The 13,113-nt window shown below is 39.6% G+C and carries 15 protein-coding genes and 3 pseudogenes; 11 read left to right on the top strand and 7 right to left on the bottom strand.

The genetic code is table 11. The features are described from left to right. Window positions 1-243: 243 nt before the first annotated feature. Window positions 244-474, bottom strand: a complete 231-nt coding sequence (locus V7K76_RS23690) for a hypothetical protein (RefSeq protein WP_334774702.1) — start codon at window positions 472-474, stop codon at window positions 244-246. A gap of 826 nt (window positions 475-1,300) precedes the next feature. Between V7K76_RS23690 and V7K76_RS23695 the strand changes: the two are divergent. Both V7K76_RS23695 and V7K76_RS23700 read left to right on the top strand, forming a co-directional pair. After that, window positions 1,301-1,459, top strand: a pseudogene (locus V7K76_RS23695) (DUF1345 domain-containing protein); the annotation flags it as partial. 43 nt (window positions 1,460-1,502) lie between these two features. Next, window positions 1,503-2,777, top strand: coding sequence for a dicarboxylate/amino acid:cation symporter (locus tag V7K76_RS23700; protein WP_334774701.1), 1,275 nt, complete (start codon window positions 1,503-1,505; stop codon window positions 2,775-2,777). A 439-nt stretch (window positions 2,778-3,216) separates the two neighbouring features. Here V7K76_RS23700 and V7K76_RS23705 read toward each other — a convergent pair whose 3' ends face one another. Then, window positions 3,217-4,086 (bottom strand): TauD/TfdA dioxygenase family protein, encoded by an 870-nt coding sequence (locus V7K76_RS23705; protein WP_334774700.1) that lies wholly within the window; start codon window positions 4,084-4,086, stop codon window positions 3,217-3,219. A gap of 155 nt (window positions 4,087-4,241) precedes the next feature. On the opposite strand from V7K76_RS23705, the gene V7K76_RS23710 reads away from it, so the two are divergent. From V7K76_RS23710 to V7K76_RS34655, 4 genes and pseudogenes are all read left to right on the top strand, one after another. Continuing rightward, window positions 4,242-4,502, top strand: coding sequence for a hypothetical protein (locus V7K76_RS23710; RefSeq protein WP_334774699.1), 261 nt, complete (start codon window positions 4,242-4,244; stop codon window positions 4,500-4,502). Window positions 4,503-4,580: 78 nt separating this feature from the next. After that, the gene (locus V7K76_RS23715; RefSeq protein ID WP_334774698.1) at window positions 4,581-4,814 is read left to right on the top strand and encodes a hypothetical protein; all 234 of its coding nucleotides are present in this window, start codon (window positions 4,581-4,583) and stop codon (window positions 4,812-4,814) included. Between the two features lie 239 nt (window positions 4,815-5,053). Next, a pseudogene (locus V7K76_RS23720) lies at window positions 5,054-5,242 on the top strand (AIPR family protein); the annotation flags it as partial. A 104-nt stretch (window positions 5,243-5,346) separates the two neighbouring features. Then, a pseudogene (locus V7K76_RS34655) lies at window positions 5,347-5,451 on the top strand (IS701 family transposase); the annotation flags it as partial. A 1,042-nt stretch (window positions 5,452-6,493) separates the two neighbouring features. Here V7K76_RS34655 and V7K76_RS23725 read toward each other — a convergent pair. After that, window positions 6,494-6,778 carry a hypothetical protein gene (locus V7K76_RS23725; protein WP_334774697.1) on the bottom strand — a complete coding sequence of 95 codons (285 nt, stop codon included), beginning with the start codon at window positions 6,776-6,778 and terminating at the stop codon, window positions 6,494-6,496. 72 nt (window positions 6,779-6,850) lie between these two features. After that, entirely contained in the window at window positions 6,851-8,857 is a 2,007-nt protein-coding gene (locus V7K76_RS23730; RefSeq protein WP_334953783.1) for a DEAD/DEAH box helicase, read from the bottom strand. Window positions 8,858-9,258: 401 nt separating this feature from the next. Between V7K76_RS23730 and V7K76_RS23735 the strand changes: the two genes are divergently transcribed. From V7K76_RS23735 to V7K76_RS23750, 4 genes are all read left to right on the top strand, one after another. Further along, complete coding sequence (locus V7K76_RS23735; protein WP_334774695.1) at window positions 9,259-9,825, top strand: D-glycero-alpha-D-manno-heptose-1,7-bisphosphate 7-phosphatase; 567 nt, start codon at window positions 9,259-9,261, stop codon at window positions 9,823-9,825. A 313-nt stretch (window positions 9,826-10,138) separates the two neighbouring features. Continuing rightward, window positions 10,139-10,324, top strand: a complete 186-nt coding sequence (locus V7K76_RS23740) for a hypothetical protein (RefSeq protein WP_334774693.1) — start codon at window positions 10,139-10,141, stop codon at window positions 10,322-10,324. A gap of 110 nt (window positions 10,325-10,434) precedes the next feature. Further along, window positions 10,435-10,959 (top strand): hypothetical protein, encoded by a 525-nt coding sequence (locus tag V7K76_RS23745; protein ID WP_334774692.1) that lies wholly within the window; start codon window positions 10,435-10,437, stop codon window positions 10,957-10,959. Window positions 10,960-11,089: 130 nt separating this feature from the next. After that, complete coding sequence (locus tag V7K76_RS23750; protein WP_334774691.1) at window positions 11,090-11,344, top strand: hypothetical protein; 255 nt, start codon at window positions 11,090-11,092, stop codon at window positions 11,342-11,344. 202 nt (window positions 11,345-11,546) lie between these two features. Here V7K76_RS23750 and V7K76_RS23755 read toward each other — a convergent pair whose 3' ends face one another. From V7K76_RS23755 to V7K76_RS23765, 3 genes are read right to left on the bottom strand one after another with little or no spacing between them, the layout of a single operon-like run. Beyond that, window positions 11,547-11,864, bottom strand: a complete 318-nt coding sequence (locus V7K76_RS23755) for a hypothetical protein (protein WP_334774690.1) — start codon at window positions 11,862-11,864, stop codon at window positions 11,547-11,549. A gap of 1 nt (window position 11,865) precedes the next feature. After that, entirely contained in the window at window positions 11,866-12,081 is a 216-nt protein-coding gene (locus V7K76_RS23760) for a hypothetical protein (RefSeq protein ID WP_334774689.1), read from the bottom strand. A gap of 11 nt (window positions 12,082-12,092) precedes the next feature. Beyond that, complete coding sequence (locus tag V7K76_RS23765) at window positions 12,093-12,416, bottom strand: hypothetical protein (RefSeq protein ID WP_334774688.1); 324 nt, start codon at window positions 12,414-12,416, stop codon at window positions 12,093-12,095. 70 nt (window positions 12,417-12,486) lie between these two features. On the opposite strand from V7K76_RS23765, the gene V7K76_RS23770 reads away from it, so the two are divergent. Further along, window positions 12,487-13,056, top strand: a complete 570-nt coding sequence (locus tag V7K76_RS23770) for a hypothetical protein (RefSeq protein WP_334774687.1) — start codon at window positions 12,487-12,489, stop codon at window positions 13,054-13,056. The last annotated feature ends 57 nt before the right edge of the window (window positions 13,057-13,113 follow it).

The raw sequence follows: 13,113 nt of genomic DNA on the forward strand, positions 1-13,113 counted from the left end.
TTTTCATCATACCCGCCAAACTGATAGCGCATAGCTGACAAAAGTTTCTCGGCAAAGTTTGCTTCTCCACGCCAGCTAAAACGAGCAAAGAGCGCTTCAGAAGGCAGAAGTACGTTCGCGCAGCGTCCCGTAGGGAAGGCAGAAGGCAGAAGGGAACCCACGTTTAAAAACGTGGGATTGAAGCAATGACGCTTTGTATCTCGCGGCACTTTCCGCGACGCTCGTAGACTCGCTAACGCTGCGCTATCGATACAATTCTTTTTTTAAACTGGGCAATAACCCAGAACTAAAGTTTTTATTAAAATTCCTTTCATAAAAGCCTTCTGCCTCCTGCCCTCTGCCTTTCTTGTAACTTTTCACCGGAGTCGCTACAGATTCAATTGCTGCGTTCGCATGGCGCCCTTCGCCAGAATTTGATACACGACCACCAAACTCTTCTAAATTGCGGCTTGTCAATAAGGCGATCGCTGTCAAATCCAATTAGCTTTGAAGCAATTTCACTACCCCGCCGCCAGACTTCGGCAACATCTGCCAAATTAAACTCATACTGATAATACCATTGGCGACTTCAAGGTACTGGAATTTCAGTTTGCTGCCATCTAATTAAATCGCTTAAGTTGTATATCTTTTTACTTATTTATGCTATTTGTTCGTTTCAGTGGCTACTTCGTGTCTAATACTGGTGGTCATGACATCATTATATTCGGTACTAATACAGCATTTACGGCTGTTATGAGGTACAGTAGCAGCAACTAGCAAACCAGTTTCTTAAATGTTGAGGATTTATTAAGTCGAGTGCAACTGAGATTAGTTGATCAACCATTTCTGTTGTAGTTGGAGCAAAAGTGCGTAAAAAAGATTTAAGTTGTGACCACCATAAATGCTGTATAGCAATGGTTTGAGGTTTAATTGATAGTTAGAATTATTTAATTATCATAAATGATACAGAAATTAGAGTGCATATCAAAGCAAACATTATCGCGTGTTCCACTTTCCTACTAATAAGATTAATTGCTATTGCTATAGAGAAAATAAAAACAAATACTAATAGTTTTAAAAGATTTTCTGATTGCCAATCGATTAATGGATCGTTAACCGATGTTGCCATTACTTGCATTAATAACTGTTGAAGTTGTATATTCATTGACAGCTAAGTTTTCCAAGTGATTTGCTGATTATATATAATATCTATATTGCCCCTTACTCTCAAGTCTTCTATCTTCAGGAACATTAGAAGGGAGAATTCTGGAGTCAGCAGGAAGAGTCCGGTGGTCTAGATTTTCCTGATGAGCGTGACCCAGATTACTGGGATTTTTTATATTTTTATTTTGTAATAGGCATGACTAGCCAAGTTTCAGACATTCAAACAACATCATGTGATATGAGACGATTAGCTTTGATACATGGAGTACTTTCTTTCTTTCTTTTTCAATACCAGTATTTTGGCTATGAGTATTAATATTATTGCATCCATGATCTAATTATCACAATCGTAATTCCAAATGACTTCACCGCCGAAAAATCATCATTGGTTGGGGCATATTCCTCTGACGATACAAATTGTTATCGCTTTGGGACTTGCAGTGTGCTTCGGAATCGCACTCGGTGCTGGAAATCCCAGTCCCAACAATACCGCATTGATCACTAACTTAGCTGTTCCCTCAGAATTAGTGTTGAAAGCTTTAAGTACCCTCGCTACTCCCTTGATTTTGATGGCAGTGCTGCACACTTTCTTAACCACAAATATCCCTGGTATAGCCGGACGACGACTAGCGGTAATACTTTTAACCAATACTACAGTTGCCATCTTGATTGGGCTATTAGTCGCAAACATTCTCCATCCTGGGACTTGGAACCATTTAACTTTTTCTACTAATCAAGCCACAATCACTAGTCAAAGTTTCGATCCTTGGGGACTTATTAAAGGCGCTGTGCCAGAAGCCATTCTCAAGCCATTAGTCGATAATAATGTCATTCAACTAATTGTCATTGCCCTTTCCTTTGGCATCGTTCTACGAGCATTAAAGTCTGAACAAATCGCCGCAGGCAAGCTGGGATATCAGTCAATTGAGAATGTGATTGCGATTTTGTTCGAGTCTGTAATTCGTATTCTCAACTGGGTTATTGCTTTAGTACCCTTTGCCGTTTTTGGGATTGTCGCTAAAATTATTGCTCAGAAAGGCTTTGCACCTTTTCAAACACTAAGTGCCTTCGTTCTTTCCGTACTTTTGGGGCTATTGTTACAAGCTACTTATTACATCACCAGAGTCCAACTCGGTTCTTGGGTAAAGCCCCTCAACTTTCTTCGTGGCGGAGCTGATGCCCTGTTAACAGCTTTTTCCACTGCTTCCTCTACCGTAGCAATGCCCATCACTTTTGAGGTTTTGCAGACTAAAATTGGCTTAAGAGAATCTTCTGCATCTTTAGGCGCTTTAGTCGGCACAAATTTCAATAATGATGGCACTGCCCTTTACGAAGCCATGTCTGCCTTGTTTATCTCCCAAGTCTTAGGATTACATTTGAATTTAGGACAGCAATTAGTTGTAATTCTCACCTCGATTTTTGCATCCGTCGGCGCAGCAGGTATTCCAGAGGCCGGATTAGTCACTATGACATTGGTGTTCAATTCCGTTGGCTTACCCAAGGAGTACATTGCTTTACTCCTAACTGTAGACTGGTTTTTAGATCGCTGCCGGACGGCAATCAATGTCATGGGCGATATGACTGTTAGTGCTTTGCTAGATGGTAAAAAGCCTCATTCTCTGGACGAAATTTAATCAGAAAGAAGAAATCAGGAATCAGAATTCGGAATTGGTGAATACTCTATCCCTTTTTGGGATAGAGTTTTTATATTTCTATTAAAACTACACCCTACACCCCAATACTTGTCTGGTTTTGGGGAAAACAGCAATTCTCATCGTGAGAAGAATTATCAGTATCATCGTCATCTATGCAAAATTTTCAGTAGTTTTGAGTCAGTAGTTCTACAAATGGGAAAATGGGAGAGCTACCTAGACCCCGACGTACCTTAAAAGCTCGAAAGTCTAAAAAGCCCACCGTACAGGCAGTCCCGGCTTAAGTTGTTACCCTTGAAGACTCCAAAATGAAATAACACTTTTTTTCAAGTTAATACTCTCTCTATAGTTGCAATTATTGCTTACAAATCCTGACTGTCTAGTATATTTAGACTTATCGTTTAATAAATTGGAGATTATTTTAGTGAAAGCTATTATCCACAACTCCTAAACGTAGTGCAATACGTTTATATTTTGTTGCATCATACGGCATACCTCGGTGCATTACCTGTGAGTTATCCCAAAAGATAATATCTCCTTTTTGCCAAACATGGGAATAAACTGGTGTTCGCTCTAGTACAGCCCGAAACAAACTTTGGCAGAAATATTTTGCTTTTTCTGGTTTATCCTCCATACCTACAGGCATTGCTGTGTCTATACCCAGATACAGTCCTTTTTTGCCAGTAACTTTGTGAGTTGATACGATTGGATGCGCTTTTTGGAGAATAACAGCTTCTTGAGAGAAGGCTGGTGCTTTGTGATACATTGATAAATTTTCTAGTTCCTCCTGTTGTTCATAGTCTAAATTGTTGTAAGCTTCTATCAAGTCAACAAATTGAGTCGTATGTAGCTGTCCATCTAGATCCAGAGCAGGTACTTCCACCCCGTAAAGCATCACAACATACAGTGCATTCATATCCAGTCCTGAAGTGCGTGGTAGTCCATCTTTGTCTTGATGCCATTTCCAAGCGAATTTTTCCGTTGGTTCTGTTTCTCCCTTCGGATTACCCAAAATATAAACGTATTCGCTTTGGAGGTCTGGGCTAATATCAGGATCTAATGTTTTGTTGCCACCGAACATTAGAACTCCAAAGGTCTGTCTTGAAAATTCCTCCAATTCTGATGCAGTAATAGTTTGCTGTCTAACTACAACAACACCATGTTCCCAAAGAGATTTCTTCAATTCATGTCTTTGTAGCTCGGTGAGGTCAGGAAGATTGTGTCCTTGCAATACTTCAATTCCGAGTCTTGATTGATACTGATTTTTTTTATCCTGTCTGTCTGAAATCATGGGAGGTACTATAAGTTATTGAAACAAAAAGCTAATCATAAATTTTGCACTCATAACGTTTTTTTTGAAAAAATATCACAAATTTTATCTGGAAGAGAAAAGTTTAAGCCAGTGAAGATTAGGTTTTTGATATTGAACTTAAATATTCTGTCGCTTTGGCAGAACTGAAGAAACTGACTAAGTTGCGACTCCAAGCAGCATCCTACGCCAAACGTGTAGCTAGAGAGTACTGCCTGATTGCGCGATACTTGATTGGAGGCAAAGAACGCGAACGTTTGGAGCAGAGTGCCAAAATGCAATTTTATCTCGATTCGGGCAACAAAACTCTAATTGTAGAAGCCAACGAGTGGGCATCTGCCAATCCGGGCTGCCTACCGTTTTCGTTGGAGTTAGGGTTTCAAGAAAGTGAGACATGATGGCTGAATTTCACAAGTAGGGGTGATTTTAAACGACATCTAGAGCTAAGGAGCGAGTAGGCGCTAAAATTACGCTGGGTGAATCTCTCTCAATTTTGCTTTTCTTGTGGACTCCAAGACCAGGATGAATATAACCAAGCTGAGTGCGATCGCTGCACTGGTATATTAGACTTATTCACAAATGAGCATATAAACCTTGTACAGCAAGGGTCAAAACCTAATTTTCGGACAAGTCTATTTGTAATTGGGTTAAAAGTAGCGGTTGACACTGTTGGCGAAATATTGCTTAACAATTTTGGGATGGCAACGTAATATTGCACGAAAATTCTGATTACTTCCGCAGCGATAGGATAATTAAACCAATTCGCAATTCGTGCTGCACGAATTAGGCAGGGGAATTAAACCCCTAAACTTTGTTAAACCAATTTGCAATTACGTTTTGTAACAGGGATTTAAGTTAGGCGTTCAATTCCTGATGCCCTTGAAAGTCCAGGGACTTAAACCCCCACCACTTGTTAACATGAAAATTTACTCTCGGCTAAAAACAAACTATGCCCAAGACTTGGAACGTAAAGATAGATAACTATATTCAAGCCAACCCCAATTGCATCATTGCCACCGCCCATGTAGACTCGTTCCCGATAGACCTCCCACTAGAACCCAACATCAGGGAACCAAACCGTAAAAGCGCGACCTACAGACAAATCTTCGACTCACTGACCACCGAACCTGGAAAATTCCAGGAATTACGCATTGACAAATTAGACAACAAATGAAGTAAGGAAAAGAAGAAAAAATATGCGATCGCTAGTCGGTAGGTGAGTGGAAAGATGGATAATTTACATGGTATTCAAGTAGAAAAAACCTAAAATTCTTTAAAAACAAGGAATTAGAGTTTTTAACTGGGATAGCCAAGAATCGCTTATGTTCCGTCGATGGTAAAAATTATTTTATGCACCCATTCTCAATTCCTTCCCACACTCCCTACACTGGGAGCAACGCAAAAAAGTGAGATCCTCGTGAAATAGGTTTTCCGATTGCTGGGGGAGCAGGGGAGCAGAGGGAGTAAAGAGACAAAATTTGAGTACTTTTTACGAGCGTTAGAGATTGCTTATACACTTATTTCTTCCTCTGCCTCAAGAGCCTCATGAAAGTTAGAGTCTGTTTGAAAAGTATATTTGGCATACTGAATGCAGTGAAGTAAAGCATCTCAATTCCAACGAAAAATTGGGATTATTCGCTTCACTTCGTTTTGTTCAGAATGATGAATTATAACTATCTTGGACTTTTCAAACAGACTCTAATGTATATCTTCCGAAGATGACGTTGAAATGGGTGGATTAGAGCCAATCTCTTCAGGTTTAGAATTAAAGGGTGTTTTCCCTTCCCAGGAATAATTGCATATTTTAGTATGAAGCAGTGTTCCAAATGTGATATTAATTACAAAGGCAAAGGAATCTACGAAAATTATGTCTATAGCCCGATTAATCATGAGTCCCTCTTCAGTTGATGAAAACATCAATTAATGTTTGAGTTGGAATTATAAATTGACTACACAAAGCATAATGATTATTCCAGAAATCTCCAGCAGTACTTAGAAATTAGCGATATCTTTCTAATTACATATATGAAAGGTATTGTGATGATTAGGGATTAGTTTGTGTTTCGACATAAGACTTGAGGTTTAAAATCTCAATATCAATCTGATGAGATACAACTATTGTAGAAATATCTGACACAATCACTCATGAAAAAAGTCATGATTCTGACCATGACTTGAGCCACAAAATATCGGTTTAGCCAGTTGTTATGGATTGTTGAAGAAGGCAGAAGGCAGAAGGCAGAAGGCAGAGGGCAGAAGGTTCTTTTCACTTATAGGATTCAAACCCCTCCTGAAAAGGAGCCACCAAATTTTAAATTTGGTGGGGGTCTTAAACCCTTGCTCCTTCTAGTCGCGCAGACGGTGACGCTCCTGCGTCGCTAACGCTGCGCTATCGGGCAATCAGAGTTGGGATAAATCCCTTCTGCCTTCTGCCCTCTGCCCTCTGCCTTTCTTCGATAAAGTCTGGACGATTCTCATCATCATCATAATATGCCAAAGGATATATACCACAGACTAAAAAATGTTCACCAGACTTCACCCCATGATAGTTAGAGCAACCGATGCAAGCGACTGGTCTAAATACTTGTTCGTCAAACTCGAAACCGAAATCCTCCGAGTAGTCTGCATGAATCGTGCTAGATGTCACCTCAGTCAGATGAACCTGAAACCCCACACCCAAAAACCAGTAATATCAAGGGTTAGCGCTTTTCAAGCGTGCCATTCAATTATGACCCAACATTGGGAATCAACTTAACCGAAACATGATCTTGGCAAGCTTCCCAAACCCTTGAGTAAAGGCATATTCAATCTCTGCGGGATCACAAATCTCTGTTAGTTTGGATTTCAGCCCAGGAAGTTCTCTAACCTCAATACAGATATTTACATATACATCTTTAGTTTCCACATGGAATAGTCCAGCATTTATGTTTAAAAAATCACCTGTTAGCATTGAACAGTAAGTTAAAGATTCTTTCCATTGTGATTTGTACTTCATTTTAAAATAATTATCGCCTAAATTCTTTTTGAACTTAGATGACTTTTCCTGTGGTTTTGGTTCCCAGAATATACTATTCTCCAACTGCCCAAGAGCTTCTATTGTCGTTACATTAGTCGCCACATTGCTACTGCCTTGTTGTTTTAGCTTTTTCTGTTCAACAAAAGACATAGCCAAGATGCGGTTCTTATGTCGTTCAAAAGCTTCCTTATACAGTTCCCATGCTTTTTTGGTAATTGCTGATTGGGATGGCTCAACCATTTTAACGATTTCGCGCCAATCTCCAAGAGTAAATCTAGTAATATTTTCAATAAAAGCGATGAAAATTGCGCTATAAATTTTAGTGGGACTTGCACCCCGTAAACCCTGCCTTCTAAGCGTATCAGTAACTAAGTCTAATCTGTAAGTAGAAACAGAAAGGTCAATTTCTGTAAGCTCAAGGCTAAAACCCTGTCTAAGTCGGATTCTGCTAAAATTTGGCTTTGCAGGACTCTCAATAGTTGTAAAACAAATTGTTTGACCACAGCTTGGACAAATAGCTTGGTGATGTTGAATCAGCACTCCATCGTTGTCAACTTCGGCTTCAATTTTAGCTAATTCATCAGTTAGCGGTTTAAAAATATGGGTGCAATGCTCACATTGGATTAAGCCTTTGTTTTGTATTTCTGATATAGTTTCAGGCAATAAACTCCATTTGCGGGCTTCATCAGGAAGTCCATGTTTTTTCCAATTATCGGTAATGTCAATGATCACCGCAGTTGGTTTTAAAGTGTAGGTTCTTAAAACTCGTCCCAGCATTTGCAGCCAAAGAGTAGAGCTTTCAGTCGGACGGACACAGTAGACGCACTCAATATTAGGACAATCAAAGCCCTCGGTTAAGATTTCGTAATTAGTAATTACTTGGGTAGTGCCATTGCGAAAACGCTGCAATATTTCTAATCTCTCTTGTGGGGGAGTTTTTCCATCCAAATGTTCGGCACTAATATAATTACGAGAAAATTCCGCAGCCAGGGCACGAGAATGTTCTAAGCTACAGGCGAAAATAACTGTACGAAGATTTCGTGCATATTTAAAGTAATTCTCAAGGATTTCGCTAACCCCAATCTGGCTAGTGACGGCAACCGCTAACTCTTTGGCTCTAAAATCCCCACGAGACTTTGCAACTCCAAGAGTAGAAATAGTTTGATTCGTTGCAAATAATCGAAACTTACTTAAATACCCAGCCTGAATTAATTGAGCAGTGTCAATGCCAATAACCAAATCATCAAATAAATCAACAAAACCTTGACCGTCAATTCTCTGGGGGGTGGCAGTTACACCTAATATCTGGGCACTTTCATAATGTTCAATTAATCGCCGATAAGATAAAGCAGTTGCATGATGCGCTTCATCTAATATCAAAAGTCCAATGTTCATTGGTAAGTCTAATACCTCTCGTCTGCTCAACGTTTGAACGCTAGCAACTTGGATTCTCCGTTCGGGATTAGCCAGAACACCTGCTTTGATAATCCCAACTGGTTCACCAATAATTTCTGAGAGTTTTTCGGCAGCTTGAGATATCAACTCAATCCGATGGGCAATGACTAAAACTTGCTTTCCTTGGTCAAAGAATTTATGAGAAATATGTGCAAAGCACACCGTTTTCCCGGCGGCTGTCGGGAGTTGTGCAAGCACCCGCCTATTACCATTCTCCCAAGAATTCCAAATATCTTTTATCCACTGATGTTGATAATCTCTAAGTTCGTAGGTAACAGGCATTTAATCTACCTCAACAATGATTTTTCTCCCGTGGGAATATTGCTCATTATGCCACAAGCTCTTCAAGTTAAGATACCGATAATCCCAATTCTAAAAGTAATAAAGATGTTTTGGGTTGAGTTGATGCGATTTTACTTCCTAAAGAGCAAATTATATAGACAATAAGCTGGAGATGATACACTGCATATCAAATCTCGCCACTGCTGTAAATGACTATACTTGCTTTATTATATTGGCGAGTTTTATACTGTGCGATAATGCTGGACGCGAGCGCTCACGGGAGACGCGGCAACGCCGTTGTCGTCTTTTGCAAGTGGTATTAGATTTAAGATGGGGAAATATACTTCTTGAAAAATCAGAAAATTTGGCATCAAACTAGCAAATTAAATTCGCAATCTCAAATGCCAGCGATATTTCTAGATAAAGATGGCACTTTAATTGAAAATGTACCAAACAATGTTGCTCCGCAATTAATCGAAATGAAAATCGGTGCTATTGAAGGATTAAAAATACTTAGCAAAGCTGGATATAAATTAATTGTGATTACTAACCAGTCGGGAGTAGCACGGGATTATTTCCCAGAATCTCCCTTAATAGGAGTGAAAGCCCGATTGAATGAAATATTAGAAAAAGCGGGTCTATCGTTAGATGGATTCTACTACTGCCCTCATCATCCAAATGGTGTAATATTTGAGTATGCAATTGCTTGCGAGTGCCGTAAACCTAAACCAGGCTTGATTTTACGTGCAGCTAGCGAACAAAATATAGATTTAGCAAATTCTTGGTTTATTGGCGATAATCTCAGTGATGTAGAAGCTGGACATAGTGCAGGGTGTAAAACGATTTTGATAGATCAGGGTAATCAGTCTCAGCCCGAAATGTCTCGTTTAGGAATTGCTGACTATATTTTGGCTAACCTTTCAATAGCAGCACAGGTGATATGTAAGCATTCAGTATTTAATTTTTAGGATTTCTGGCATGAAGTTATAGAAATTGCTGGAACAGTAAACCTAGAAAAATAAACCTAGAAAAATTAAAATTGTACAGTGACTTTTTATTTGTCGCTATGCCAAATTAGCGTCATTGAGGGTGTAAAGCTTGCACTCAAAGAGGATTAAGCTTAGAAGTAGCACTGGGAGTTTACAACCTACATCAACACGGCTTTGTTGCAAGCCTAAACTGGGTAAGGCTGAACTCGATGACACGGATTTGTCTCAACGTAATTTAATTAGTCACTGTACAATAGTTAACGCACTGAAGTGCCGTTGAGCATTGAGATAAATGAATTCGCAAAATAAACTCCTAAAACAGCAGTTGATAGAAGCGATTTCTTGTCAAAATCTGCAAGAAATTCAAGAAATCCTAAGCCTAGCACAATTAGAGGATGAGACAATAATCCTCAAAGAAGCTCTTGTACAAGTAGAGGGGAGCAAATTTTGTTTGGTTCTTGCAAGAATACGTAGGTAAAGAAAGTTATCAACAAGCCGTAAAGGATGTATCGACAAGCATGACTCAAAAACTATTTTCTTGGAGGTTTCAAGCCAGGGGTTGATTTCAACTTACACCCAGATGGTAGGATGTTGGCATCAAATGAGGCAAATGAGTATTTAGAAAATTATCATTCTAAACAACTAGAAAATAGCCAAATTTCTGTTGTAGCTTATGTACTACCAGAGCCAATGCAGATGTTACAAAAAGCTTTAGGTGTGCGATTTTTTGAGAATCTTGAGAGAGTGGCAGCTAAACGTTTAGCCACAATGGATGATGCAACAGCCAGTATTTATGGTCTATGGCTGATGCAAGGGATCAGTGGTCGTCATCCATTGCTGGAAAAAGATTTTTGTGAATGGTTCATGATTGAGATTTGTGGTGAGCGATTGTCAGCTTTAGCATCAGCCGAGATTCAAGGCTTAGAGTTTAATGGCTTAGTGGTATTTGAAGATTTGTTGATGGCACTGGGCAAAACAAATATATCGATAGTGAAAGAGAGCGACCTAACTCTTGAAAATTTGCGGTTACTAGATAAAGTTTGGAGGGGAGAAAATATGCGAGTGTTTGAATTAATTTCCATCTTGGAAAAAGATGGTGAACGAAATTTTTAATCAAGATGCGCTCGCTACGGCAAATGTGCGGATTCATGAAGTTAGCTGATTAATAAGTCCCGCATAAACACGGATTCATTCCTGCTGCCTTTCAGTAAAACTGCATTATACAAGTTTTGAAGGTGCATTTATGACTGATAGTGCAATGTTAGATAACCGTATAAATAAGCAAATAAAATTTGAACCATTAGAAGCGACAGTAGCAGCAACAGAAGAAGAGTCAGTAATATTAGCCGAAAAGCTCACACAGATGGCAATTCCTTTAGAGGTATTGTTACAAGCCCTGAATATAGCGAAATACGATAAGGCAGCAGCTTTTTGCTACGCTGACCAATATCTAAACAATATCAAAAAGTCAAAATGGGTTATTATCAAAACGGCTTGAAACTTTCCCATAAAACGCTCGGCTGAATATTTTTCTCCTGATGTAAATTCTCAGTTTTGATTATTCCAGCATCATTTTTCCCCATCATGGTCAACAACTTTACAAGCCTTACTTCTGTACCCTGCGTCCTTGACAATATGATTCAGTTTCAATGCATTCAATTACGTCAAAAAGCTTGTTAGCAACATCTAAGGAAATTGATTTAGCCTGCGCCATAATTACCTCCCAATACCGGGAAAAACTTACTCCAAACACTTTGCTCTTTTGTCCCTAATTCTTCTGAACCTAAGACATTCTGTAGCCCTTGCTGATTACTCTGAATCTCCTGCATATTAAGAGAATGAATCACCTGGGCTAACTCTGGATTCTCTTCTAACAGTTCAGCCTCAAAGCTTAACTCCTGCTGCAACAGTTGGGCATTTCGGCGCAAGAACATCTGCTGATTGTGTCGTTGTATGATTTGGGATTCAGTCAGGTGTAATTGTTCTTCAAAACTCAAATCGTCGTATTCGTTATACATTTTATTCAACTCCAATTAAACCAAAGTATTCTGCGGAAAGTTCCATCAAGTATTTGAGAGCTAAACAGTCGCCATAACTAGTGCATATTTGAGCAGTAGAGAAGTACTCGGACGATTGAAGTCTACGATAATCCTTACTACTCCCAACGAGCCGCAACGTATATTGACAACCTTGTAAGATAGTCCGAATCTCTGATGTAGTTAATTTAATTTCCATCGTTGTTCCTCCTAAAATTTGTCCCGTTGAATACTGAAACTCGCTCCAATCAAAGCACTGCCCAAGAAAGCTGAAAAGCTCACCAACATTCCCCCCAGGCAAATGTTCTTCTGATGCTGCCAATATTGAGAACTTGTAGCAATCTCTATTCCCCAGCAACCTGTTGCCCCTACTCCTGCAAATCCGGTAAAAAGTAGGGATACAATTGCAGTTGTTTCTATGGTGCGGTCAATGAAAATCCTGGGGTTGAATCTTTTTCGAGTCCGGCAGCGAAGAAGCAATTTACTTTTGTGGTCTAATTGGGATTGGTAAACAACTTGTTTGTGGCTAGTCATTTGGCATCCTCCAATTCAACAAAAAATCCCGCACCAGTATTATTAATCTTCACTAACTTTTGATTGACCAGTGTTTGAATCACCCGCAGACTTCGCCAAAGCAGTCCAGCAAGTTGCACCAAAAACTAAACGAATCACAGAAAAGGAAAAAAGTCAAACGCAATTGTGTAAATCGGTCAGGATTTCCTCACAATCACATCCCCGTTATGGAGAGTCGGGAGTGATTGAGGCAGACGCGCCAAACACTTCACAGCAGATTGTGACTTTCAGCGATGGTGAAAGGCTGCTGGTAAACAATGCTGATTTAAATGACGCAATTGTGTCCGAATCGAGTGAGCGTAAATACCCCAAAGAGTATTCTGAGGCGATCGCCCAAATCAAAGAACAACACAAGCTTGAGTTAGAGCGCCTCTCTCAGGAATTGAGAATTGGTTTGCAAGCAGAAGTATCGGCCAGAGCAGAAGAACAAGTAATTGAGCAAATTCAATCTCTGCAAAACCTGTACAAGCAGCAGAAAGAGCAAAACATCCAGTTACAGCAGCGTTTGGATGAGATGGAGGGGTTAAGAAAGCTGGAGATTGAGAATCAGCAACTCCAGCAACACGTGAGTTCGACGGAACTAAAAAACGGCAGGAGGTAATGCAGGCAAATCTTTTGGGTAAATATCAATCGACGGTTTTTTGGGCAAATAGGTGTA

Source organism: Nostoc sp. (assembly GCF_036917975.1).
In the GTDB taxonomy this organism is placed as follows: Bacteria; Cyanobacteriota; Cyanobacteriia; order Cyanobacteriales; family Nostocaceae; genus Nostoc.